The sequence below is a fragment of the Shewanella electrica genome, assembly GCF_022321485.1.
Taxonomy (GTDB): Bacteria; Pseudomonadota; Gammaproteobacteria; order Enterobacterales; family Shewanellaceae; genus Shewanella; species Shewanella electrica.
In genome coordinates this window covers 45,918-70,421 of the sequence record NZ_JAKOGG010000022.1, presented here as the reverse complement: position 1 = coordinate 70,421, position 24,504 = coordinate 45,918, and the positions used below count along the sequence as shown (strand labels likewise).

At 50.2% G+C, this 24,504-nt stretch carries 27 protein-coding genes; 2 read left to right on the top strand and 25 right to left on the bottom strand.

The window, feature by feature from the left end; all coding sequences use genetic code 11:
• Nucleotides 1-30 precede the first annotated feature (30 nt).
• The 8 genes from L9G74_RS19115 to L9G74_RS19080 all read right to left on the bottom strand — a co-directional run bounded on the left by L9G74_RS19115 (nucleotide 31) and on the right by L9G74_RS19080 (nucleotide 11,408).
• The gene (locus L9G74_RS19115) at nucleotides 31-699 is read right to left on the bottom strand and encodes a nucleoid-associated protein (protein ID WP_238898373.1); all 669 of its coding nucleotides are present in this window, start codon (nucleotides 697-699) and stop codon (nucleotides 31-33) included.
• Nucleotides 700-1,449: 750 nt separating this feature from the next.
• Nucleotides 1,450-1,662 (bottom strand): hypothetical protein, encoded by a 213-nt coding sequence (locus tag L9G74_RS19110; protein WP_238898372.1) that lies wholly within the window; start codon nucleotides 1,660-1,662, stop codon nucleotides 1,450-1,452.
• Nucleotides 1,663-1,667: 5 nt separating this feature from the next.
• Nucleotides 1,668-3,524: a hypothetical protein gene (locus L9G74_RS19105; RefSeq protein ID WP_238898371.1), complete on the bottom strand. Its 1,857-nt coding sequence runs from the start codon at nucleotides 3,522-3,524 to the stop codon at nucleotides 1,668-1,670.
• A gap of 7 nt (nucleotides 3,525-3,531) precedes the next feature.
• Nucleotides 3,532-3,837: a hypothetical protein gene (locus L9G74_RS19100; protein ID WP_238898370.1), complete on the bottom strand. Its 306-nt coding sequence runs from the start codon at nucleotides 3,835-3,837 to the stop codon at nucleotides 3,532-3,534.
• Complete coding sequence (locus tag L9G74_RS19095) at nucleotides 3,837-4,790, bottom strand: hypothetical protein (protein ID WP_238898369.1); 954 nt, start codon at nucleotides 4,788-4,790, stop codon at nucleotides 3,837-3,839. The genes L9G74_RS19100 and L9G74_RS19095 overlap by 1 nt, the downstream gene beginning before the upstream one ends.
• A gap of 23 nt (nucleotides 4,791-4,813) precedes the next feature.
• Nucleotides 4,814-7,297, bottom strand: a complete 2,484-nt coding sequence (locus tag L9G74_RS19090) for an autotransporter outer membrane beta-barrel domain-containing protein (RefSeq protein ID WP_238898368.1) — start codon at nucleotides 7,295-7,297, stop codon at nucleotides 4,814-4,816.
• Nucleotide 7,298: 1 nt separating this feature from the next.
• The gene (locus L9G74_RS19085; protein ID WP_238898367.1) at nucleotides 7,299-7,679 is read right to left on the bottom strand and encodes a hypothetical protein; all 381 of its coding nucleotides are present in this window, start codon (nucleotides 7,677-7,679) and stop codon (nucleotides 7,299-7,301) included.
• Nucleotides 7,680-11,408, bottom strand: coding sequence for a tape measure protein (locus L9G74_RS19080; protein ID WP_238898366.1), 3,729 nt, complete (start codon nucleotides 11,406-11,408; stop codon nucleotides 7,680-7,682). It abuts the gene before it with no gap.
• A gap of 97 nt (nucleotides 11,409-11,505) precedes the next feature.
• Between L9G74_RS19080 and L9G74_RS19075 the strand changes: the two genes are divergently transcribed.
• The gene (locus tag L9G74_RS19075; protein WP_238898365.1) at nucleotides 11,506-11,784 is read left to right on the top strand and encodes a hypothetical protein; all 279 of its coding nucleotides are present in this window, start codon (nucleotides 11,506-11,508) and stop codon (nucleotides 11,782-11,784) included.
• On the opposite strand, the gene L9G74_RS22355 is transcribed toward L9G74_RS19075, so the two are convergent.
• From L9G74_RS22355 to L9G74_RS19065, 3 genes are all read right to left on the bottom strand, one after another.
• On the bottom strand, nucleotides 11,777-11,911 hold the full coding sequence (locus L9G74_RS22355; RefSeq protein WP_275297527.1) for a hypothetical protein: 135 nt from the start codon (nucleotides 11,909-11,911) through the stop codon (nucleotides 11,777-11,779). The genes L9G74_RS19075 and L9G74_RS22355 overlap by 8 nt on opposite strands.
• Nucleotides 11,912-12,135: 224 nt before the next feature.
• Entirely contained in the window at nucleotides 12,136-12,558 is a 423-nt protein-coding gene (locus tag L9G74_RS19070) for a hypothetical protein (protein ID WP_238898364.1), read from the bottom strand.
• A gap of 3 nt (nucleotides 12,559-12,561) precedes the next feature.
• Nucleotides 12,562-13,098 carry a hypothetical protein gene (locus L9G74_RS19065; RefSeq protein WP_238898363.1) on the bottom strand — a complete coding sequence of 179 codons (537 nt, stop codon included), beginning with the start codon at nucleotides 13,096-13,098 and terminating at the stop codon, nucleotides 12,562-12,564.
• A gap of 429 nt (nucleotides 13,099-13,527) precedes the next feature.
• On the opposite strand from L9G74_RS19065, the gene L9G74_RS19060 reads away from it, so the two are divergent.
• On the top strand, nucleotides 13,528-14,361 hold the full coding sequence (locus tag L9G74_RS19060; protein ID WP_238898362.1) for a Rha family transcriptional regulator: 834 nt from the start codon (nucleotides 13,528-13,530) through the stop codon (nucleotides 14,359-14,361).
• A gap of 31 nt (nucleotides 14,362-14,392) precedes the next feature.
• Here L9G74_RS19060 and L9G74_RS19055 read toward each other — a convergent pair whose 3' ends face one another.
• The 14 genes from L9G74_RS19055 to L9G74_RS18995 all read right to left on the bottom strand — a co-directional run bounded on the left by L9G74_RS19055 (nucleotide 14,393) and on the right by L9G74_RS18995 (nucleotide 24,503).
• Nucleotides 14,393-14,914: a hypothetical protein gene (locus L9G74_RS19055; protein WP_238898361.1), complete on the bottom strand. Its 522-nt coding sequence runs from the start codon at nucleotides 14,912-14,914 to the stop codon at nucleotides 14,393-14,395.
• A gap of 125 nt (nucleotides 14,915-15,039) precedes the next feature.
• Nucleotides 15,040-15,759: a phage tail tube protein gene (locus tag L9G74_RS19050; protein WP_238898360.1), complete on the bottom strand. Its 720-nt coding sequence runs from the start codon at nucleotides 15,757-15,759 to the stop codon at nucleotides 15,040-15,042.
• A 9-nt stretch (nucleotides 15,760-15,768) separates the two neighbouring features.
• A complete protein-coding gene (locus L9G74_RS19045; RefSeq protein WP_238898359.1) occupies nucleotides 15,769-16,194 on the bottom strand; it encodes a hypothetical protein in 426 nt (141 codons plus the stop codon).
• Between the two features lie 20 nt (nucleotides 16,195-16,214).
• On the bottom strand, nucleotides 16,215-16,766 hold the full coding sequence (locus L9G74_RS19040) for a hypothetical protein (protein WP_238898358.1): 552 nt from the start codon (nucleotides 16,764-16,766) through the stop codon (nucleotides 16,215-16,217).
• A complete protein-coding gene (locus L9G74_RS19035) occupies nucleotides 16,766-17,119 on the bottom strand; it encodes a hypothetical protein (protein WP_238898357.1) in 354 nt (117 codons plus the stop codon). Before L9G74_RS19035 ends, L9G74_RS19040 begins: the two co-directional genes overlap by 1 nt.
• A complete protein-coding gene (locus L9G74_RS19030; RefSeq protein WP_238898356.1) occupies nucleotides 17,112-17,435 on the bottom strand; it encodes a DUF2190 family protein in 324 nt (107 codons plus the stop codon). The genes L9G74_RS19035 and L9G74_RS19030 overlap by 8 nt, the downstream gene beginning before the upstream one ends.
• Before the next feature lie 74 nt (nucleotides 17,436-17,509).
• Complete coding sequence (locus L9G74_RS19025; RefSeq protein WP_238898355.1) at nucleotides 17,510-19,585, bottom strand: ClpP-like prohead protease/major capsid protein fusion protein; 2,076 nt, start codon at nucleotides 19,583-19,585, stop codon at nucleotides 17,510-17,512.
• A complete protein-coding gene (locus tag L9G74_RS19020; RefSeq protein WP_238898354.1) occupies nucleotides 19,494-21,065 on the bottom strand; it encodes a phage portal protein in 1,572 nt (523 codons plus the stop codon). Before L9G74_RS19020 ends, L9G74_RS19025 begins: the two co-directional genes overlap by 92 nt.
• A gap of 11 nt (nucleotides 21,066-21,076) precedes the next feature.
• The gene (locus L9G74_RS19015; RefSeq protein WP_238898353.1) at nucleotides 21,077-21,283 is read right to left on the bottom strand and encodes a DUF6148 family protein; all 207 of its coding nucleotides are present in this window, start codon (nucleotides 21,281-21,283) and stop codon (nucleotides 21,077-21,079) included.
• The gene (locus L9G74_RS19010; protein ID WP_238898352.1) at nucleotides 21,280-23,253 is read right to left on the bottom strand and encodes a phage terminase large subunit family protein; all 1,974 of its coding nucleotides are present in this window, start codon (nucleotides 23,251-23,253) and stop codon (nucleotides 21,280-21,282) included. The genes L9G74_RS19015 and L9G74_RS19010 overlap by 4 nt, the downstream gene beginning before the upstream one ends.
• A complete protein-coding gene (locus L9G74_RS19005) occupies nucleotides 23,228-23,758 on the bottom strand; it encodes a terminase small subunit (protein ID WP_238898351.1) in 531 nt (176 codons plus the stop codon). The genes L9G74_RS19010 and L9G74_RS19005 overlap by 26 nt, the downstream gene beginning before the upstream one ends.
• Nucleotides 23,758-24,027 (bottom strand): HP1 family phage holin, encoded by a 270-nt coding sequence (locus L9G74_RS19000; RefSeq protein WP_238898350.1) that lies wholly within the window; start codon nucleotides 24,025-24,027, stop codon nucleotides 23,758-23,760. The genes L9G74_RS19005 and L9G74_RS19000 overlap by 1 nt, the downstream gene beginning before the upstream one ends.
• Nucleotides 24,020-24,268 (bottom strand): Rz1-like lysis system protein LysC, encoded by a 249-nt coding sequence (gene lysC / locus L9G74_RS22460; protein ID WP_369123388.1) that lies wholly within the window; start codon nucleotides 24,266-24,268, stop codon nucleotides 24,020-24,022. The genes L9G74_RS19000 and lysC overlap by 8 nt, the downstream gene beginning before the upstream one ends.
• A complete protein-coding gene (locus L9G74_RS18995) occupies nucleotides 24,153-24,503 on the bottom strand; it encodes a hypothetical protein (RefSeq protein ID WP_238898349.1) in 351 nt (116 codons plus the stop codon). The genes lysC and L9G74_RS18995 overlap by 116 nt, the downstream gene beginning before the upstream one ends.
• Nucleotide 24,504: the final 1 nt, after the last annotated feature.

Below are 24,504 nucleotides of genomic sequence, written 5' to 3'. Positions count from 1 at the left end.
GTCGATACACTTCGAGGGGCGCTTAGACGCTCATATAGATCTGTGAATAGGCTGACACAGAATATTGAACACCCTCGTTTCTGCTGCTGGTTTAAGTACATCATTACAACCGATGAATGTCTTGAAGTAATCAGCGATGTCGGATTTACCTTTCAGAAAGCTGATATATCGTTCTTCGGAAGCTTTCCAGCCATTCAGATTGATTCTACCCGCGACACGTAAATGACTCAGGTCTAAATATACGCTATCAACAACGCTAAGATTTTCGGTGATAGCAGTACCAACCACCTCTGTAACAATAGCAACCAACAGGTAATGAGTTTCTGCTACATTGATTTTCGCAAAAAAAACGTATCCACCGGTCGCTAGTAGTTCTTCACCAGCCTTAATGACTAAACGATCCATCATTTTCTTAGATAATGTGATGAAGTCGTACTCATTATCGTCTAGGTGCTGGCGCAGGTAGCGCTGCACAGGGTACTCGTCCTCGTTAGCTTCGAAGCATCCAAATCCTTTAGCCGAATTTCCAGCGTACTGGCTATAAAGATGATCAACTAGCCTTTGAACAGATTCGTTAACATTTAAAAGGTCATCACGAGTATCTTGCTCAGCACCTCTTTCATGCTGATTTTTTATTAGTCGATGGATAATGCATTCAGTAATTACGTTGGGGTGCTTTGCTGGGGTACTTTCAGCCATTCATATATCCTTATAACGTTCTTTTGGCGCAAAGTTTGGCGAAGGATGACATAACGCTGCTGACTCATCCATGGGCCATCTATTCGTCAATCTACCGTGCCAATAAGGAAAGGTCTAGATATCAAATCAATAGATTCACAATATATGTCACACATATACAACATTAATTTCATCTTGCTTCAGCAAGCTACTCATTTGACTTATTTACGCTAACCATGAACAACCCAACGGCTTTCATGTATCACTGTGCAAGGTTTTACCTATCATATCCCCCATCCGTTGACAGCATAGCCGCATCTGGCTCTGAACTTTTATTCCCCCCTTACCATTTTCAGAAAAAGCAAACTGCAGGACAAGCAAGCTATCTCTGGCCATAAGAATATTGGGCAGACTGCACGCTATGATCGCAAGGTGAAAGAAGTGCCTGTGGTTGGCGCTGACCATAAAAATATTAGGCGAGAATATTAGGCGAGTATTAGGTGGTAAATTACAGGCATAAAAAAAGAGGTAAGCTTTTATGCTTAACCTCTTGATTTCATTACTCGATGAAATGGTACCCGAGGCCGGACTTGAACCGGCACGCTGTAACCAGCGAGGGATTTTAAATCTCTATGTAAATCATAGAGATTTCATCTATTTACCTATGATTTTCAAAAGATAAGAATCGTCCATAAAGGTTGTAACTTACTGATTATCATTGTGAGATACTCCGTATCTTATGAACAATTTTGCTGGAAATTACAGCACGAGCTAAACCCCAATCTCATAATGCGTGAGGGCGGGTGCTTGGCCGAGCACGCGGCCATCTTGAATATAAACCATCGAGTCAACGGCATCGGTACCGACAGCGCGGTACTGTTTGCCGCTGTCGGTTACCGCAGTAACTGTGCCATCAGCATTTACCGCGACAACCTTGGCGATCACCCGCGCAGGTAGAATGGCCTTTCTTAATTGCTGCAGCATGTTCCCTACTCCATAGACCTAATCACGGTGATTTGCTGGCGCACGGTGAGGCGTCCATCGTTGTTCATGGTCGCAGTAATGTTCACGCTATCGCATAGCGCTCGATACTGCTCACCCCGCCATGTAATGCCAACCAGTTGGCCTTTCTTGAATGGCGGCAGATCGGCCATTATTGGCAGGGTTAGGCTGATTTGCTGCTTCTCACCTGTGTCTGCTAATGCAGCGGTACCCGCGAGTCGTGCTGCTTGAATATCAACAATCAGTGCGTTGCTAATATCATCAGTCGGTAGATCACCGGCTGAGCCATCACGGGTGACTTTGGCGCTGATGCCCTGCTGTTCTCCGCGCAGCCAGCAGGCGTTGCACAGAGGGTTCACGGTGGTTGATACGCTGTGGCCTAAGATCACTGAGTCGGAAATCACCGCATCTGGGGTTGCGCTGCTCATTGACCAAGGCACGGTTGGCCAACGTGGCAAGATGCTAATCACTTGGGTTTCATCATCTGCTGCCAACATACAGCCGATCATACTGGCGATTTCGTTTAACGCATCAATGGGCGTATTGCTGATGGTGCAAACGCCAGCAGGTACGGTGAAGTCGTTAATTGCGCTCACATCAACGGTCCAACCGGTGTTTTGCAGCAAGTCGGAAGCGATGCCGCCAATACTACGGGCGGCGCTATTGCTATAACTGGTTGCACGGCGCCACGGTGTAGATAGCTCAGCAGTGCGCCCACGGCCATTGGATTGGTAGCTGTTGTTATTCCACGCTTCACTTCTGCTGGGTTGTTCGGCGTAGGCGTAAAAGTCATAGCCATTGATACCGATCCGCAGCAAATTGTTTTCAGCACGTATCGCGTCGCCTTTGCTGCAAAATGTGAGTGATACTGAGCTAGCGAACTGGCTGCGCGAGTTATTGATGGACACGGCGCTAATGGCGATAGGCTGTTCATCAGCCGCACGAACGCAAGTGAGCAGAGGTTGCATTAAGTACATTCTCCGAATTTGGGGCTGAATCGGTACTTTGAAATCAATGGGGGGTAGCGATGGATTGCCGGGGATGTAACCGCCGCCAGCATCCCAATGGCAAACTTGCGGCACAACATCAAAACGCAGTTGCAGGGGCGATTGTTGCTCGGTGTAGGACTCATCAAAACGCAATTCAATACGGCCTTTGGGAACCAAATCAAACCAACGGTTGGTACATACCCAACGTGGTTGTGGCGGCCCCCATGTCACATTGGCGGCATTGCGCTTGGCTTCACCGAACCAAGATACATGTTTGGTCTGGTGAGCCGGTTCACCCAAGGTAAAGTTTTGGGTTGGTGCGATGCGCTGAGCTTTGTGGTTAATCCACTTGCTTGATGTCCGTATGTGCTCAGCAGGTTCGACGTGCCACCACGGCATGCGATTAATGCGATGGGGCTCAGGTAACGCCCACCTGAATGCTGTGCGGCGTAGCACGGTAACCTTGTAATACCAACCTTGGCTCAGCTCAGAGCGCACGGCGGTTTCAGCATGCCAGCCAAATTGTTGTTTGGTGTCTACGTGGTCGCCAAATGAGTCGAGGTTAAGCCGGTTATCGATATCGGTAGCGTGCTCATTAAGGGCAAGTTGTTGCGTGATGGCTTGCAGCACTTGCCAGCTAATACCAACGTTGATGCCAAGAATTTGCGGTGTTGCTTCGCCGTTACTACCATCACCGCCGCCAGAATCGCTGCCGTCAAAGCGAAGCTGCAGCGGTGATGTTTGGCCCTGCCATGCTTCATCAAAGCGGAGAATTTCACCGTCAAAGTCGCCAAAACGCAGTTGCAGCGGGGATGGTTGGCCTTCCCATGGTTCGTCTAATATAAGAGTTATCATGAGTTGACTACTGCGAAATTGTAATAGTATTGCCATCAACTAACTGAGCAGCAATACCATCAACAGCTTTCACGTTATAAGATCCATCCGTATCTACAATGCCAACAATTAAAGACGGCGATAGCGCATATTTTGTAGGCACTAAAAATCTAACAATCCCTGCTGGCGGTCTTATCATCGCCATGACAGTCTTTCCTGTGATGCGGTCTAATGCAAAGCAATATTCAGCGTTTTCATCCATATCAACTTCAATCAAACCAGCAGACAATCCAACAACTGGTTTTGGCGAAAATGTTACTATTTTTAAATTCATTACCATTCGTCCATTTTTATGGCCATGCAGCATGCGCCATTATGCGCCTGTCTAATCATCCAATAGTTAGAATCACCTACCGTCTCAATTACTGGCCACAGTGAATTTGAATACCCGATTTCCGCAAATTGATATAGCCCCGGAATTGCTCCTCTGATAAACGGCTGAACTATGCTCTCAACAAGCCTAGAGCCATTTCTGTCTGATACAGTCACATCGTTGCCACCCTTTAATAAACTCTGAGCGACTGTGATGCCGAGCGCAGATACTGTATTGCGCGCTGTACTATAGGATGTTGGGTACGTTGTTTGAATATAATGCTGTTTCCTTGTGCCGCCACCATCTGTGTCGTACATACCATTAAAAATCCATGAGCCTGCCTCTAACCCCCCCATGCATTTGTTCCAAGCGATAGATGTAACATCTGACAGTGAAAATGTTGAAGATATAAATTTCTCCGTATCAGTATTAATCGACGGGATATAATCCCCAAAAAATGAACAAACTGAAAAATATGTACCAGCGGCCATTGTCGTTACTGACATATTTGCAATAATTAAATAAAAAGCACGGATTGTTCCAATAACAACCCATTTATACATGTTATTTGATGCATTGATTGCCCCCATAGAGCCGTCAGGAAAAAAGGCGTCTAGCGCTGTCATTGATTGGCAACTTTTGAAAGCCAGAATTCCGTTAACCGAATCTATACCTGAGCGGTCCCAAAACTGAACAAAACCACCGCTTCCTTCAGTTAGAGAATTTCTGAATGCAATCTTGTTATCTACAGCATTTTCAAATGGAATCGACCACCCAAGTGGTGTTTTGGTGCCATACCCATTGACTAAACAGGCCTTCAAAATTGCAATTATTTCACTTGGTTTTGCACCTGATGTTGGCAACTGCGGCGCCCCATCATCATCCCAACGATAAACTGTTACTGGTAAGCCCATGTGTTTACTCTCCTAAAATTCTATTAAGACTCGTTACCACGGAACGCTAACACTGCACGGTCGGTGGTGATTTGGCTGTGGCCGCTGGCAACTGAGCGGATTAACATGGCTGGCTTTGATGCCGCATAAGTTGCAAAGCGGATAGCTTCGCCAGTGTTCCAACCGCCGCCGAACGCACCAGACCGAATAACAAAGTACGGGGCTTGAGTGCGTGGGTTGATGGGGGCGAAGTCGTTGAGTGTGTCGCCGGTGGCGATCTGCCCTAGCCTGCGGCCGACGCAGCGGAACGCGGTGGCGCTGGTGAAAATCAATACCCAATCTTCATTGGTGGCGTCTTGGTTGTTCACTTCAATGGGGTAATCCACTGAGTTGAGCGAGCCGGTGGCGTTAGTGCCGTCTTGGTCCCAATTGTTATTCCACGCGCTCATGTCGCGTACAGCGCCAACACGCGCTTGCAGGTTGCCAAGGTTTTGCACGCTGGCGACGATAGAACCCACTGGATATTCATGACTGAGTTCTGAGGCTAATTGCAGGTAGTCACCTTCAACACTGGTTACCAGTGCCTCCTCACCAATGCTATCGCTCAGCACAAACGGGGCGGTAAATCCGGTAAAGTTGCTATTAATGGTCACTACGCCCGTGGTGTTATCGTGGCTGTAGTTAGCATCATCAATGGTCCATAAGCTGGCGCCGTTGGCATCGGTGATGTCCACAAACCGTGCCGATGGCCGCACGTTTAATGTTTGGCCTGCTGTTGGGTTCACCACGGCCTGCACATTGGTATGCTCGATAGTGATCGGCGTCCACGCATTGAAGATATTGACCGAGCCACCATTTTTAATTCGCAGTGGGTTTAAGCCATACAACTCTGGCGGTGGCGTTAAATCAACGAGTTCACCGATGTCATAACGTAGTGACGACAGCACGCACGGGTTGGTAAAGCTGAGCGTGACAATGGTCCCTGCAATCGTGCCAGATACGCCGGTGCCGGTAATCACGCCATTGGCGTCACTGCTGCCGCTGACTAACACATCATTGGTGGTGCGCACGGTGAGATAAAACGACTCAAGGATCGGTGAGTTGGTTTTCAACGTGAATGAGGTGGTATACACACCCACCGGACCTGTGCCGGTTGAGTCCTCCACGAAACCCGAATAGTTAACCAGTTCAAAGGCGCCACGGTAATCTTCATCACCTGGGGTAAAGTCGCCGGTAAGAATGTTGATGGTACCCAACACGCGGCTATCTAGATCATCAATACACTGGCCGTTAGCGTCCATGGTGAAGGTCGCATCAGGGTTTTCGGTGTTGGTGATAAACCGCACTGAGCCAGTAACCGTGCCGCCCACCAACTGCTTGTTTGCGGGGAATGCAGAGCTACTGGTGTAAATGGCGTAGTCCTGCGTTGAGTAATATTCAAAGCCGATTGAACCGGTTTCACCAAGCACTGTACCCGCGTCAGGGTTAGTGATACTGACAGTTTGTGATGGCGAATCAGCAAGGCCGATGATCGTGCTGTTGTATGGCCTGAACCCCGCAGGAATGGCACCTATGATGCCTCGCGCGGCAAACCATGCCTCGTTATACAGCATGTCATTAACTGAGATGGTGTAAGTGCTGCGGCCACTGTGTCTTGCGGTAAACACTCCGCGACGGGTTGCCAATGACGCAGTGGCGCCACTGTCACCGCTGATGGTGTTGTTGGAGGTGTAGCTAACACTGCTCACTTTGGGCAGCATATCCACTGTGGTGTTATCGACCTCAATCAACGAACTATCATTTGCCGCCGCTAACCGGCTAACCCCATGAAACTTAATGCCGTCATTCTGAGAGGTAAAACGTAGTTTGGTGCAACCACTCTCGCCGTTGATATTAAGATTGCTATCTGGCGTGTCATAGGGGATTGGTGGCTGAAAATAGACGTTACCCACGGCCGCGCCGGTGACCGTTTCTTGCACTTCACAAAAGTGCTCAAAGCGCGGATAGTTAGCGTTAGCGTTGCCCTCGTATTCCACTGAGATACAAATGATCTGCCCTTTGGTCAACGTCACGTTTGCCCAATATTCGCGACCGTCGAATTGGTAGCTGGACTGCAAATAGGAACGCGGAAAACTATCTTGACCAGCCAATAACCCAATCAACCCACGGCGCACTAATTGCCCTGCAACCACACTTCCTTGAAGAATATCCACCATGTCGGTCATGCGTGACTCATCATCGAGCAAGTCAGATTCCGCAATCAGCCAACTCACTAGCGGATCGGTTGGTGGCTGGCTCACAAAAATGTGACCATCAAGCAGCGTTTCGGTACCCGATGTATCAAGCGCGGGAAAGCATTTCACAATATCTACGGCGCTCACGGCGTGGTCGATATCGGAAATCGCCGTAAACAGCTCGTTGATCTCGCCGCTGCGCACAGGGTTTTTAGTACGCTGCCCACCGGCATCGTCAGATGTGCCAAGTAGCTCTGGTTTGAAAACCACTAAATCATCGCGGGTGATTGCCATATTATTCCGCCGTTAAAAATTTCAGTTGCACATTGGTTAGGGTTGGGTGTCCATCCACCTCGTCAAACACATCATCACCAGTGATGGCATCGCCGTTGGTGTTGTCCCAAATCACCTGCCACGTGTGGGCGCCATACTCCAACTCAAAGGCGTTAAGCGTGGTGGCGTTGTGGGTTTGCAGCGCTTCATAATCGGCGCGGCGCATGCCGCTGGTTTTGGTACCGAGGATGATTGGCTTGCCTGCTGGAATGATGGACTGTTCCACCATCGGCGTGCCGTCACCTGCGCGGGTCACTGTGGCCACTACGGGCGATTGGTTGTTGCGGTTAATCCATAGCAGCTGTTGGTTAGCTGGCGTAATGGTGTCGATACGAATGGTCATCTAGCCCCCTGTTGCCTGCGCCTGTTGGATGGATGACATCAGCGCAGCCAAGGTGTCAGTGTCAGTTGTTGCCGGGTATGATTCGCCCTTAAAGCTCAAATACAGCGTGGCGCTTTGGCCGCTAGATGCAGCGGCAGCGCTAGGCTGTTGGCTGTAATTGGTGTTGCTACTCGGCGTGGTGCTGGTTGTGGTTTGCTGGGTGGCGCGGTCAGCAGCCTTTTGTGCGGCGGCATCGTCTTGCGCTTGCTTGGCCGCGGCTTTGGCCTCATCTGCGGCCTGCTGCTTTTTGGTGTTGTAGATTTGCTGCGCTAACTTCAGTGCTTTTTCAGCAGCATCAATTGCCGCTTTGTCACCGTTATCACGCGCTTCAACCAGTTGCTGCTGCAATTCGGCTTGGCGTTGCTTCAATTCCTCTAACGCTTCGTCTTTGCGTTTGCCTTGCAGCTCGTCCAACTCATCCTGCAGATCCGTCACGGTGTCGTTCAGTTCATCGCGCAAGTCCAGCATTTCGGCTTTAGCGCTAGCAATGGCCCCGCGTAGGTTCTCCATTGTTTGCTCATCCAGCTTGCTGAATGAGTAATCGGCGTCCTTGGTAGCACGTTCAAGATCCGCCATGGTGGCCGATCCCGAGTCGATAGCATCCATCAACTCACGGTAGCGAATGGTTTGGCTGATCACCGCACGCTCATTTTCAAATGCGGCGTTACTCATTTGCGCCAACAGCTTCCACCAAGATGTGCCAACCTTCATGTTCTGGCTCATTTTCACGCCAAGCTCGTCATATCGCTGTTTGAGGTCGGCAGTTTTATCGTCACTGAAATCAAATTGCTTGTTCAGTGCTTCTTGCGCGGCAGCGTACATGTTGACGTACTCAGTGGCACGGCCTGTTTGCAGCTCAAGCCGTTCCAGTTCTTCGCGTTGCTCAGCCAATGTTTGGGTGGTTTGCTCTGTTGAGTCGCCACTGTCCTGCTCAGAATCATCAAACAGCGACATCATCGCCATCACCGTTTGTAGGATCTTAACTAACCGCTCTTTCTCATCGGCGTATTGCTTATTGGTTAGTGTTCCCTGTTGATAAGCACGATCCAGTGCATCCAACTGCGCGATGACTTGCGCTTGCTTAGCTTGCAGCTTCTGATAGTTTTCGCCCTCAAGCCGTTGGATTTCGTTAAGGGTTTTAGTTTGCTCCACCAAGTCAGCTTTGCGTTTGATCAGCTGCTTTTGCGCCTCGGCTTTTTCTTTGTCTGTGGCGGTAGAGCTTTCAGTGATCTTCTTGAGGTCTTCAATCGCGTTCTTGGTGTTGTCCACCTCTTGGGCGTACTCGCGTTGGTAGCCGCTGGCCACACGTGGTTGATTAGATAGCTGGCTGTATTTTTTGATTAAGCCATCAAGCGATTGGTTAAGGCTATTGGCTGCGGCCTCCGTTTTTAAAATAGCAGGCACACCGCCACGCTGAGCATCGGCCACTTTAAGCGAGGCTTCTGCCCATTTGAGATAGGCTTGCTCAACCTCATAAGCGCTGGCAATGCCCTGCTCTTTGGCTTGTTTTACTTGGTCATAGGTTTCTTTGGCGGCATCCGCCTGCGACTTCAACGCGGCAACAGTAGTAATGCCCACCCGCGCCATGGTCTCTTCATACTGCGTTGCGGCACTGGTTTGCGATTGCATGGCCGCGCTAGCAGTGTGCGCAGCTTCCACTTGGCGATCGGCTGAGTTCTCGGCCGCAGTGGCAGCACGTTCGTGCGCCTGTTCACTGCTGGTTGCCATGGCTTCGCTCATGGATGCCCACGCTTCGCGAATGTCGGCACCGTCTTGCTCAATCTGTGCCTTGTAGGCATCAGCCATCGCCTGCAGCGCGCCTTGGGTTTCCTTCAACTTTTGCGCGACACCATCGGCACCAATAAAGTCGAGCAAGCGCCCCCAAGCGCCAATCATGTTGGCGGTGGTTTGGGTAAAATACAGCGCAACAGTTGATAGCCCCGCGGTAATACCGTTCCACACTATGCGAATGGTGCTACCGGCGACACTCAAGCCTTTGGTAAAGGCGGTGATGTTATCGAGCGTTTTCTGTAGCGATGCCCCGCCGTCTTTCACCAACGCAGTGAAAAAGTCACTCACCTGCTGCGCAACTTGCTGGATCTTGCCGTTGGCGGTCAGCTCATCAAACTTGGCGTTAAGTTGGCTGAGAAAGTCGATAGCTACTTGGTACAGGCCAGCATCAGAGATCCGCGCCTTGAACTGCTCCCAATTGTTCGACAGCACATTGAGTTGCCCAGCCATACGATCGAGCGATTTCGCTGCTTGGCCGTTGGCCTGCTTACCCATTTCATCAAAAAGGGCTTTGATGGTGTCGCGACCGAGCTTACCGGCTGAGCTGAGTTTGTTTAACTCGGTAACGTTCTTGCCGGTGACTTTTTGCAGCAACTCCCACACTGGCACACCGCGTTCTACCAGCTGCAAGATCTCCTCACCTTGCAGTTTTTGCTTAGCCCATGCCTGCCCAACCGCGAGGATGATGCCCTCAAGCTTTTCTTGGCTACCGCCCAGCTTAGCGTTGTAATCGGTCATGGCTTGCAGCGAGCCATTCATTGGGTCGATGCCAAAGGCTTTTAAGCTGGCAAAGGCTTGTTGCACCGTATCGAGCTTGCTGCCCGTATCGTTGGCAAAATCTTGAATCCACTTGGTGGCTTGCTCGCCTGCTTCGACACTGCCCATCATTGCAGTCATTTGCGCGCCAAAGGCAGCGAAGCGATCACCGGTGGTGAGAATACCTTTTAGCGATTCCCACAGCCGATCAACACCAATGTAGGCGCCAGCCATTGCTAACAGCGAACTGGTAGCCGACTTAACCGAGCCACCAAAATCGCTAGCGTCTTTTTGTGACTCTTTGAGTAGTTTGTTGTGTGTTTCGAGTCGTTTGTTTACACCAGTCAGCGCCGTTTCCGCTGCGGCTTGTTGCTGCTTGAGATCTTCTGAAGCATCGGCCAGCTTATCCATGCTGATGCCGGCTTTATCTAAAACGGCTTTTTGCTGATCGAGTTGCTTTTGGTTTTTGGTGAGCGAACTGCCAAGGGTGCTTAGCTCGGAACGCGCCAGTTTAACCTCAGCGGCGTATTCTGCTTTGGCTTGGGCGGCGGCATCGGTGGCGCTGCTAATGCGTTGCAGTTCTTTGCGCTGGCTTTCTAGCTCAGTATCTAACTGGCTAGCCGCCGTGCGGGTTGCCGTTTGAGCTTGCTCGAGTTGTTGCAGGTCTTTTTTAGCGGCGGCAATGGCAGTGGCTTGTTTCTCGCTAGCGGCGGCACCGTCGGTTTGCTCAGCGGTGAGTTGCTTTAAGCGGTCGCGAGTAGCGGTGATCTGCGCGTCATATTGCGCAAGCTCGGTCGTGAGCTGCTGGTAATCTTGCTCAAGCTTGTCGGTTACCGTGGCGGCACTTTGCTGCTCTTTCGCGAGCTGCTTGGCGGTATCAGCCGCCGCCTTTTGCTGAGCCTGTAGTTCATCCAGCGCCTTGGTGGAGTTGATGAAGGCAGACTTACCTTTATCAACGGCCGCAGTGAGATCTTCAATCGTCTCAACCGCCTTGCGCTGCAGTTCCAGTTCGCTTAGGCGTTCGTTGAGCTTTTCGCTTTGGTCAGCCAGCTCGGTGATTGCCTTTTCTGACTTGGACGCAGCCGCAGAAAACAGATCTTTGCCCTGAATGATCAGGTTAATAATCTGGTCTTTAAATGCCATTTGAGCCTCGGTAACGCCGCCGTGAGCATCGTTTCATGCTTTATTTGCGGCAATAGCTATCCTTAAACCATCCCGTAGGCGGCTTGAGAACAGGTTGATGGAACACACATTGGATAAAACAGAGATTTACAACGCCCTACTACAGCAGGCGTTTGTGCAGCACTACATCAAACGGTTTGAAGATGTGTATGCGTTTAACGAAGATAGCTTTAGGGTTGAACATACCGATGCGTTTGGGCAACTCACCGTGTGGTTAGGGTTTGAAGATCAGTTTGCCATTCGTGATGCATCCGGCCAGTGGCGTGAAGCAACGGCCGAAGAGTGCATGGCACTTATGCAAGGCTTGTTGCCGGGCGCACACACCCTGATTAACTGACCCAATGTTCAACGACGGTTTGCAGTAGCGATAGCACTTTCCACACCGTCAGCAATAGGCATACAGCCCAAGTGGTTGACCAAATGATGCCGCGAAACTCTTTCGATGAGTTGTTAATGGATTCCATAAATACTCCTAGAAATTTAAAGGTAAATTTCCTATCATTCATCTATGCGCTGCTCCTAAGTTTCGGTTAGGTGTAGATGCAAAAAACCCCGAATGTTTGCCGCATTCGGGGTTTTGCTTTTTTGTAAAAAAACCTAATTAGTCAATAAGTTAATTACACTATCAACTTATCTATCACTACAAAGCAGTCTCGGTTAATTCCACCAAAGAGGACATATCTACAAATTACTTAGATAGTAACTTCTTTAGAATTAGATTTGCTTTCATATCAACGCTTTTCTCTACAGCGCGATAAATACCTAAAAGCGCAGAATACATTTCTGGTCGTTCTTTAGAGGATATGGACAATATAGGTTCACGCTTCCCCGAGGAAAAGACCTGAAACAAATATGTAGTTTTTGGATACCTCGGTTCAACAGTTAATTGATCTATAAGTTCTCTAGCCAAACTTTTTTGGATTTTTTCGGTTGAGAAACTCCTCGAACTCACTGGAGCTTCTGCCTTCTGTATTGTAACAGTAAGTCCTTTATCTTCTTGAGACCATTTAAAAGAGGTAGGATTTAATTGTTGCCACTCAAGCTTCCCCTCCTCTGATTTAACTGCAATTTCATTGAGGTATTGGGTCAATTCTGTTGTTTCTGCACTCATTAGTTAGTCTACCTCAATCGTTCTTTTTTCAAATAAACCCATAATTTCTGCCACTACACCGCTAATGTTAGAGAAATGCCCTTCCATAGCAAAATATACTGCATTAGGTTGGGACTCAGATTCCGTATTTTGTGGTCTTACGCCTTCAAGTGCTAACTTTGCGTCATCTAGTGCGAACTTTAGAGCATTACAAACATCAGAAAGCCCTGCTGATTCCTGGAAAGGAGCAATAAGCCTTCTAGTCCTCCTTGATATCTCACTAAGCAAATCTCTAGCTTCTGAAAAGGTTAATTCGTAATTTAGTTTATCTAGACGTTGCGGAATTTCCGTTAATTCAATTATTATTGACTGTATTTTAACCGTTTTACCTGCTTGATTAGCTGCAATTTTAGCCGCCTTAGCTTCCATGTACGCTTTAACAGAAAATCCAATGCCAACAATTCCAATAAATGCACTAATCCAAAATTCAGGCTGTCCATAAAATGGTGGTGTAGAATCAACAATAGCCTTAGCTAATTTGAAAATTTCGTCTTCATTCAAGATCCCTTCTCCGCAGCGTTGAGGAACGACTCTAACAAGTTTCTAAGAATGTTAAAGAAAAACAGGACAATTTCAAACAAAATTCATGCTTTTATCTCTATTGAAAGAATGATAAAAATGCTGACATTTCCATTCTCATAATTCATTCAGCATGTTATGGCAAGATACTTAATTGACATTTGATGTCACGCTGGCCTATAGTTCGCGTTGAGGCGTCGAAACCTCATATACAGAGCGGCCACCCGCACCCGAAAGCTATGCGGTTTTTTTGTGCCAAAAATTTGGTAACTCCCAGTATTATGTCGGGAGGCGTTAGCTATACAACACCCGCAAGGGAAAGGCTAACGGCAGCCCTCTGTAGCTGTTTCGAACCTCCCGGCGCCCTACCGTCGAAAGTAGGGACACTTCGAAAATACAGAGGAGGCTATCATGGCCACAGCGTTGATCCCAGCCGATGCGATAATCCGCAGCAACGGTGAAGTTAAAACCACATCATTAATGGTTGCAGAAGCATTCAGCAAGCAACACAAAGATGTTCTAAGAAAACTCGAATCCCTTGATTGTTCACCTAAATTTGCGTCAGCGCACTTTTGCGCCCACGTGAAAAATCAGCAAGTAGGTATCGCAAAACGCGATATAAAATACTACGAAATGACCAAAGACGGTTTCATTTTTCTGGTCATGGGCTTTACGGGCAAAAAAGCTGCCGCAATCAAAGAAGCCTACATCAACGCCTTTAACCAGATGGCCGAGCAACTGAACCGCCAACCGAAAAAACTGAGTTCTGACAAAACCGTGCGACTACGCCAAGCGGTTGATATGTTGGTCAGTAAGAAGTCGATTCCCTACCCCGCGTGTTATCGCATTGTTCACCACCGCTTTGACGTTGACCATATTGATCAACTTACCCCGCAGCAGATCCCGCAAGCAGTGGAGTACATTCACAAACTGGCGTTTGATGGCGAATGGTTACCACCAGTAGACAGCCCCGCCGTTGCCGCCGTACCGCAGTTTAGCGCGCAAGACTTGTATAGCTTTGGTTTGCTGCTGAACCGCGCTGAACACATGCGCTTGTACATTGACAGCATATTGCCGTTACTGAAAATTGCCGAACATCGGTTGTATGGCCCAATGCGTGAGCAAGCCGATACCGCAAGGCTGGATATTGCCCGCTGCATTCCGCTGTTAGAACGGGAACTGCACCGCGACCAAGATGAGTTTTTAGTGCAACTCACCCAACTGATGAAGCGTTTACACGGCTGATATGAATGCGGCACCCAATGGGTGCCGCTTTTTAGCTATCCCGAGAAAGCAGTTTTTGTGCATTTTTTAACACTTCAACTTGTTCTCGTACATATACCGTTCTAACCGTTATGCACATTGTGGCAAAAAGGTAACTCTCAATATACTGGTGAAATGACCAGCCATCACCTCCAGTACAATCTATGTACAGAATTACCGTGACACAACTGAAGATGATGCCAGCTATTGACCAATAAACACCAGTCCAACCATCACCACCATTCTTAAATAGACATACTAAGCTACGAACAAACCAAGCTGGGAATGCCGTAGCATCTGTTTGCTTTACAGCTAAGAATAGTAATACCCACAGAATGAAAGAATAACCCACTGAATAAATGAGAAATTCGTCATCTATCGCCTGTCTCATGTACGAAATAACTTTTTCATATCCATGAATGGAAAACAGATACCCCAAAAATGGCGACATAAAACAGATGCAAGATAGAAATTGTTTTACAAATTCTTTAGAAAACGTACTTTTACTCGCCTTTGTCCCATTTATCTTAAACATGAATTACAACGCTATTAACTATGATTTGTTAGTAGACTACACAGTTAAAACAATAAAAACAGTGCGTTATATGTAAATTATATCAGTAAGAGGTGACTCGCATTGGCACGAGCCACCCACTACATTTACGCCGCCTTTCGGGTAAAGAACTTCGACTTACCTGCGGCCACAATGGCATCGTTTGCCAGCACTTCACCTTCGATATCGAACGATCCGAATTCTTCAGTGATGATGCCGAGGCTTGAGGTTGGGCTTGGCTTCCACAGGTAGAACTTGAGCACGGTGGCTTTGCCGTTAGCATCGTTGAGGCCATCGACCACCACTGGCACGGTTTTACCCGATTCCACCAAGGCTTCTAACGCACTACCCGCTAGCGAGGTGTAGCTGACTTTAAGTGCAGCACCATTGGCAATAGCACCATCGCTTAAGCAGCGAATACCCGCCGCGCTGACCACGTAATCGGTATCAACGTCATACTCAACATCGCCTGCGTCATTGGTCACGGTGACCGCTTGTGCCGCATCAATCATGTTGACCGTGTCGGCTAGGCCATCGAGCACGGCAATAATTGATTCAGCTTCAACGGCAGTGGCTGTCAACACATCCACTTTACCGCGTAGCGCAAGTGCCATGTTGTCGTTAGAAAAGGCGTTCAGCGTCATGCTGAGGTTAACGGCAGTAATGCGGGTAACTGAATCATAGTTACCGCCACCGCCACGGTAGTTGGGCAAGGTTACGGTGTCTTGCTCGATGCTGAGTTCAACGGCGCTGGCGTTACCTACGTCGCGGCCTGCAACGTAGACAATGCCCGAGCCGATATAAGACTCTTTTACTATTTCTGGCATGGGAGTTCCTTACAAATGGTCGTCAAAAGTTGGGCTGGTTGAGATGGATAAGGTGATCACTGCCAGCCCGTGTTGTTCGTGGGCTTCAGGCATGATGAATTTGCACGGCTCGGTTTCTTGAAACTGGTAGCATTTTGGCAACCAGTCAGGCCGCAGCGCGTTGCGTTGGCCTTGGTAGAACGCGCGGCGAATACTGCGCACCAAGTTAATCAGATCTGCCGTTGGGGTATCGCTATCAGGCAGTTTGATACCTGCCACCACTTGCAGCTGCAGATCTTCTTTGTAGCCTGCTTGCGCACCGGGCACGGTGGCGGCGCTAACAAACGGCTGCAAAAAGATGAATGACCGTTGCCGCGCTACGGCATGGGAATAAAACCCTTCGCGCACGGTGGCACCGTCAACCATGTTTAAGCGGTCTAGAATCTGTTGGATCATGGTTATCACTCACTGATAAGTTAGCGGTTGCGCTTTTGGTATCGCTCAAGCAGGTAGGCGACGATTGTTGGCTCAATATCTTCGCGGATCACGCCAAAGCTACCGCCAACACTTGGGCCGTATTTGACGTGGCCTTTGACATTGCGCCAGCTGTTATCGCCTTTGCGGCGACTGGCGATAAGCACGTTGCCGTTTTTACCTAAAAACTGGAATGCCCCTTTAAACCACACAGGTTGATTGCGCATCACGTTGATGCTAAAGCCTGCGGGTAGCGGCTTACCGTGTTTGCTGGTTTTGGTGTGCACACTGCTGGCGTAACGGGTAAAGCTTGAGGGGCGCATGCGTGCGGCAATCCGCCCTTGCAAGGTGCGCCGATCAAAGCTGAGGCTAAAGTGCTGCGCTACATAGCTGCGTTCTCTAAAACCGTAGCGGTTAAAGATGGTGTCGATAGCCAGCTTTTCACCGTAGGTGGTGGCAGCGTTTACTGCGGCTTCAATATCTGGCGCCACCTTGGCGCGGATGCGCTCTAACTCTTTGGTGACTTCTTTCAAACCTTGGGCTTTAAACGCCATTACCGCTCCACACACACCCACGTAGTGGTGATTTCATCGCTAGCCACTGGCTGTGTTAACCGCCATGTTTTACCGCCCGCAATAAACTCACCCGCCGCATTGAGTTGCCCTGCGGTAAAGCAATCATCCGCATTTACTGCGCCGTCGGCGCTGGCAAATTCCGCCAGCGTTTGCAGTTGGTTGAGGTAGTCGTTAGCGCTTTGGTGAATATCCGCCGGTGGAAAATACATTTGCCGTTGATACGGCTCGCTGCCATCGGCAGGCGTAAACAAGCACGGCTGCGCCATTTGCTGGAACAGCCGCGCCCATTTAGCTGCGCGGCGTTGCTGGCGTGACATGCCAAAATTAGGCATTAATCTTCACCGCCACGCTGGCATCACCATTACCTGCTGCCGCCCACGCTTTACCCGCTGGGGTGTTGTCGGTGGCGGTGGTAGTGAATGCTTTGGCGGTATCATCCCAATACAACTGAGCGCCTACCGCAACTTCATCAGCGGTTGCTTTGGGCAGTTCAAACACGCCTTCTGGCACAAACTCACCGGGCTCATTTGCGGGCACCTCTGCGATGGCCACAATCAACAACGCGCCAGCGAGTACCGCCGCGCCACTTGCCACCAATGCGGTGGGTGTGAATGTGATGGTCTTGCCATCTTGTACATAGTTTTTCATGTTGAATTTCCTACGCTGAATACAACAAAGCCGCCAGTGTTAGCTAGCGGCTTGTGTGTGGGGTGAAAGTAACGTTATTGGCCGGATGATTTAACCAAACCACGGTGATCAAGCGGTGCAACACCGGCATCAATACGCACCTTGGTGGCTACGCCATCAACGCTGAAGCCTTCTTGCTGCTCAATGTACGGCGTATCAATACCGTCCAGATAAGCCACCTCAATGGTGTCGCTGCCTTGGCCTGCAGCTAAGTAGAACGCTTTATCACTGGCGGCTTTAAGACGCGCTTCGGAAATCACTTCGGCAAAGTCTTGTACTGGGTTAGCAATGCCAGCATTCACATCAGCGCCTTTAACGGAGCTGGATTTGATGATCTGCGTTAGCGTGCGTTTGAGGTTTGGCGGACACAACACAAATGCAGGCATGATATTCAGCGCTCGTGGATGCGCGCCACCGGTGGTTTGGCTTTCCATCAGTTCAGCCAAGATGCCCAAGTTCTCGGCACTTGGTGCGCCAGAGCCTAAGTTGCCGTGGTCAGCACTGAACAGGTTTTTACCATCCGACATTTTTGGATTGCCCGTTAAAATGGCAAACACCAAGTCACCAATGGTGGCTTTGGCGGCAGCGCCCATCTTTTGCGGAATAATCGACAGCATATTCATGTCGTCGTTGATGATGGCCTGACGGGTGATGGCAAAGATTTCGCCGTAGGTCGCCAGCGCAATATCTGCGCCTTTGTCACCTAACGTGATGTACTTGTACTCTGCCCCTTCACGCACTTTGCGCAAGCTGCCAAACTCTTCAAGGCCAACACGCTTAGACACTTTAAAGTCGCTCAATTGGCCTTTGCGGGTGAAGCGCTCAAAGGTTTCGCTGGCGAGTTCCCATCCGCGCATTACCGATTTGTTGGCTACATCGAGCAAGATGTTACCGAAGTCAGATGAGCTATGCGTAAACGCTAACCCCACCATTTGCATTTGGTTTAAGCCAGCAACACCAATGCCGCGATCCATCAGTGACGCACGCGCCAGCTCTTTGAGGTTGTAACTGGTGTAGTTGTTGTCACGCTCAGCGTCTGCGTGCCCTGCCCGCGCCATTAATTGCGCACGAACCGAATCACCAACAATATTGCCATTGCTTGAGTGAATCGTACTTTTAGGGAGTGTTGCCAATGGCGTAGTGTTCTCACCCAACTTAGCGAGGATCTTGTCTTTCGCTTTGTCTGCGTCCATGTTGATATCGGCAATGCACTCGTTTTTCAGGTCTGCAAACTGCGGCCAGAAGTTAAACAAGGCGTTGATGCCGTCCACGCGCTCTTTGTTCATCTTCATCGCGGCCGCTTGGATCTCGGCTTGTGATGGTTGGGCGACTGCGGCGGGTGCTGGCGCGGGTTGGTTAACGGGTGCAGGCGTTGGCTGCGGTTGGTTAGCACCGTTACCCTGTGGTGCAATCAGGCGTTTTGCTGCTTGTGGCATATTGGCGTAATCCTTCATTCGATGGGATTGGAGTGATGCCGCCATAGCAAGCGGCTCTGATAGTGAATCGGCAAAACCTTGCTCAACGGCTTCGGCGCCAGTGAGCCAAGTTTCCTCGGCAAGTAGTGCGTGCAGTGCCTCATCGTCCATACCGGTTTTATCGCGGTAGGCACCAACAAGGTTGCTTTCAACTTTATCCAGCAGGTCGGCATACTTGCGCATGTCGTTGGCATCGCCCATGGTGCCGCCCCACGGTTTGTGCACCATCATCATGGCGTTCTCAGGCATGATCACTTCATCAAATGCCATCGCCACTACCGACGCCATTGAGGCGGCTAAGCCATCAATGTGTGCCACTTTGTGGGCGGGATAATTTTTGAGGATGTTGTAAATCGCCATGCCTTCAAACACATCGCCACCGGGGCTGTGAATACGGGCAGTGAGCTTGGTGATTTTGCCGAGATCTTTTAGCTTGCTAGCGAACTGGCTTGCGGTAATGCCCCAGCCGCCAATCTCGTCATAAATCATTAGTTCTGCTTCGCCGTTGGCAATGGCTTTAAAGCTAAACCAGCTTTGTTCTGGCTTATTGCTCTGTGTCAGTGTTCCTTGCGGCGCGATTAGCGAGCCGCTGCTGAGCACGTTGGCGAGCTGTGCTGCGATTAGCGTTTTCTTCATTGGTTGCTCCATGAGTCTCTGGATCGGGGTCGTTGGCGGTTACCATGCCGTGCTCGCGGTTGTAATCGACTTCGCGCTGGCGTTGGCGTTTTACTTCGCTTGGGTTGCGGCCTCGGGCGCGGGTCCAGTCCGCTTCGGTTGCCACGTTGGCGGCGATCATCATTTCCCAGCCCTCGGCTTCTTTGCGTGGGTCAATCCACGGCATGGTGGGGCCGTAATACACCGCATCAAATAAGGTGCGCGGGTCGAGATCTCGCGGCAGTTTTAGGGGATCAATGCGGTTAAGTTGCTCGGCTTCTAGCCATTGGCGGTACACGGGGCGCGACCACCCAGCACAAAACCACTGCTGCATAATGCGGTTGGGTTCGTCTTGCTCAACCAGCTCTTGGCGCTGGCTGGAGTAGTTGCCGCTGTAATCGCGGGCAATTGAGCTGTAACTGGTGCGGGTACCAGCGCCACAGGCTTTTAGCTGGCCGTTGCGAAAGTCCACCATGTGCACGTTGGGGCGATTGGACTCAATCATGCCTACATCTTCCCCTGGTGCGAGGTCATCAAACGTCATGCCCGGGGCGATGGGCACTTCACGGTTAGTTGTTTTGGTTTCAGTAGTGACGTAATGATCCGGTGAACCACGCTTGATATAGAACGCCAGCGCCGCCGCAATACGGGCAGCTACCCGCTCGGATTCTTCATAGTCTTTGATATCTGCCAGCCGCGTGAGAATGCCGTGAAATACGCTCACGCCGCGCAGCTGGTGCAGTCGCTTAACGTTGGATAGGTGCATCATGGCTTTAGCGGGGATCACCTTGGTGGTGTGTTTAAAACCGAGCACGTCCGATGGATGTTGCAGCAGCACGTTATAGCCCACCACACGCCCCCAACCATTGAGCGTTAACCCTTGGCGAATAGAGGCGCTAACATCATTCAACTCGAACGGCACAAAGTCAGGCTCTAGCGCTTCAATGCTGTAAGGCGTGCCCTGCGGGTTGAGGTGATCTAGCTTAGGAATTTTGCCCACCACATGCTGGCCGAATACTTCGCCGTCACGCAATGCGGTGCGCAGTGCTAGGCGCTCTAACTCGGGGCGGGTATAACGGCCGGTCACATCGGGCTTTAGGCTCCATGCTGCAAAGCGGCGTTGAAGTTCTTCGGCAAATTCATCAAGGATCTTGCCGCTTTTGTCCCGAGGCTGCGGCTCTACCACAATGCCATTGGCGCCGATCACTCGTTCTTCGAGCTTGTCCAGAATACCAATTGAGATATCGTGGTTTTCATCCAACCAACGGGCTTGTTCACGCAGTGACTTACCGGCAGCGAATACCGCTTGGTTAGCGCCTCGGGTTTCCTTTTTAGCCTTGTGGGTGCGGCTTGGTTTAGCGGCTTCGTACCCTTTCAGGCTTTGGTATTGCAGCGCGGCCACGGCACGGCTTTTCGCCCATGCTGGCGAAATGACCGCAATGGCGTCGTTGATAAATCCCATGGCAATCCTGTTTATTTAAAGGTGGCGTAACTGGCGCCACCACGTGGGCGACCAAAGGCAGCAAGGCGGCGTTGCCATTCCAACCGGCCTGCGCGGATCTCTTGCAGGTTTTCCATAGTCATGGTTTTGCCGTTAATGGCGCTAGACTTACCCGCCAGCACATCCAGCTCGGCCTCTAAGTAGGCATCAATCATTTGTTGAACTTCGTCTTTGGTCACAGCCAGCCCCCTGAGCCTGATGTTTTCAGCCAGTTATTGGTTGCAGTTGATGGTTTTGGTTTTGGTGCTGTTGGTTGTTCTGGTTCGGCGTTCTCGGCAGGTGTGGCGGTTTGCTGCGCCAGTTTGTCGAGGTTGATGCCAAAGCGCTCAATGGCGATATACAACGCGGCTAACGCATACACAAAGCAATCGAGTGCTTCGTTGCGCTTCTTGTTGTTATCCCAGCGATACACAATTTTGCCGTTACGGCGCTGCGGAATTTTCCGCTCGGCGGTGAGCTGTTGCAGTTCCGCCTCATCGCAGATGCTGTCATCCATTGGGAAGTGCACCGCAAACGGCGTCGGGTTATTCGCATCAGGCTGAATGCGCAGGTGCGACATAATCAGCTCTTTGGCGCTGTCGGTGCCCACCTCAGTTAAGTAAACGCCTTTGCTAGTGCGCTTACGCGGGAAGTTAGCAATCGGCTTGCCGTAAACGTTGGCGCCTCTAATGGGGATTACGCGGTGCAGCCCTAGCCGCTTACTCATGCTGTAAACGGTATCGGCATAGTGCCCGCCCGAGTCCCAACAGATAAGGCCGATAGACAAGGTAATGCCATCAGCACGGGTGTAGGTTGTATTCAGCCGCTCGGTGACTTTATCCAGCAGCGCTTTGCTGTCTGGTTTGCCGTAGATGATGAAGCGATCAATCAGCCATTTTTCTTGGCCAGCACCCCAGCCCCAAATACGGCCTTCGTAACGGTCATCTTGGGTATCTACGCCCGCAGTGAGATACACCACGCCCTTGGGCATGCGGCTACTTGGGTACATTTCGCGGCGGCGGTAGAGATCTTCCCACTCTAATTTTTCGCCGGTATCTTCATCCCACGGTTCGCCCAGTTTGGTGTTCACAAAGGTTTTCAGCTTTTGCTGATCGCCTTTTGCTTTCAAAAAATCTGATACAAGTTTGCGCCAGCTTGCCAGCGGGTTATAAGCTGACCAAACGTACAGCGCCACGTTATCAGGCGTGAATGTAGGCTTATCGTCTTTATCAAAGAAGTCGATAAAATCCACGGTCCACATGCCTGACTTTTCACAAATCCATTTGGCACGTGAATCTAATTCAATGGTGTTTAGCTGTTTATTTTCAATAACCGCGCTGCAATGTTCGCAGCAGTAGTAAGCGGTTTTCGGGTCGTTATCAATCCACTTGATGCCGAATGGCTCATCTTTACCGCCCCACTTTAACCGCTGCAATTCACCGCAATGTGGGCACGGCACATGAAAGTGAAAATGGTATTTGCTCTCGCTGCAGGCCTTTTCAATCTGGCACTGGCCGAGCACTTTGGGCGTTGAGCCGCGAATCGATTTAGGAAAATACGACAGCTCTAAACGGGTGTCGCCCAGCGTGGTGGCGTTACCCTCTTTTTCAATATCTTCATCAAAGCCGGCTAGCTCATCGTAAATCACATCATCAGTGGAGATCTCACGGTAGTTAGCCGCGGCGGTACCACCACGCACCATTAAGGTTTTACCGTTGGTGAATACCTTATCTTCTAAGGTGCTATCGCGGTGCTTTTTGCCTAGCCACGGCGCCAGCGCAGACCACACGGGAATATCGCGTATTGCGGTTTCCACATGCTTTTTCATAAAGCTTTGCGCTTGTTTGTCGCGCGGCTGGTAGATCAACACATTGCGCTTTTTGTGCTCGACCTTGTAAGCGGCGTTAGCCATGAGCATTTTGGTGTAACCCACACGCGCTGATTTCATAATATTCAGCGTGTGGATCAGGTCATTCCCCATGGCGTTGAGTATGCCCACCTGAAACGGCAGGCTTTTCCAACGTCCCTCTGAGTAACTAGACTCCGACGACATATAAAAATGCTCGTCGGCATACTCTGCAAGGGTTAGCCGTGGTGGGCGCCACAGCGATTTAAGCCCAGCATTAACCGCATCTTGCAGATGTTTAGTCTGTGATGCGGCGATAATCATCAAGCATACCCTCTATAGCATCCCCGAGTTTGGAGGCGATGTTCTGTGCTTTGATGATTTCGGCTCGCATGGTTTCAAGCTGCTGTTCTTCAATCTCGGGGTGGTGCCGTTTTACGTTAAGCGGGGCTTGGTCCAATATGGGGCCAATCTGCACCGCGATCTTGTTCAGCACATAGGTGCAAAACGCTACCTCGACCACTTCTTTGCGGTCTTTCTCGTTTTTCAGTTCTTGCCCATCAGCTTGCGCTTTGGTCAGGCGGTACCGCTCCCATTCAAGGTTTGGCTTGTTGGGGTCTTCATCTTCTGGCAATGCCGCTTTGCTGCGCTCATTCCCCACACGGTTGGCAACCACATCGGCCACGGAATAAAACACTTGGCGACCGACCTTTTTGGCGTGTGGTACGCCCCACTTATCAAATGCCTGGGTGCTGATGTTCAAACTGCGGCACAAGTCGGTTTTGTTGAGCAGTACCGGTTCATGCTCTTGCGGTTTGATGGCGGGCATTATTCACCTAACTGTTTGAGTTTGGCTTGTTTAAGCTTCACATCGAGCGCGTGCAGTTCTGCTGCTCGGGCATCTTCTTTAAGCTTGAATTCCAAGTCGCGGCGTTCACGGCGTTTTTGGTAGTAGTGGTTGCAGAAATACGTCAACGCAGAAAAGAACACTGAGACGATGAAGATCCAAACATTAAGAGAAATAAGCCCAAACACACCCGCAAGCGCATTAGTGACATAACTCATTAGGCTGAATCCTTTCTGCGCGTAATCATTCATTGTCGTGTTCCTGTTGCTGCAGGTAGTTACCCAGCCGTTGCCATTGCATATCGCAGTCGGCCAACGCTTGGAGTAGTTCAGCGATGTAGCCTGTGTGGTCGGTGTTATCGATTATTTTGTTTGGGTCATAGGGCGGTGTTACGCATTCGCCCAACAGTTGCTGCGGGATCTTGGCAGGCACTGAGGTTTCGATTGGCACGTACTGCACAATAGGCGGCGTGTTGGAGCATCCGCTTAACATCATCAGGCACAGCACTAATAGCCCACTGCTGAGTTTGCTCATGTTGGCTGGTCCTTAGTTGTTCGATGGCGGTTAGCAATTCTTGCGCTTTGGCTTGCTGCACTTTGGCTTGTTGCTGGTAATCATCATTCACTTTGGCGAGGTGTTGCAGCTGCTGTTCAAGCCTTCGCTTTTCGACCTCTTGCGCGGTGATGGTTGTGGCTAAGGTGGCGTTGTTGGTTTGCAGGGTTTGCACA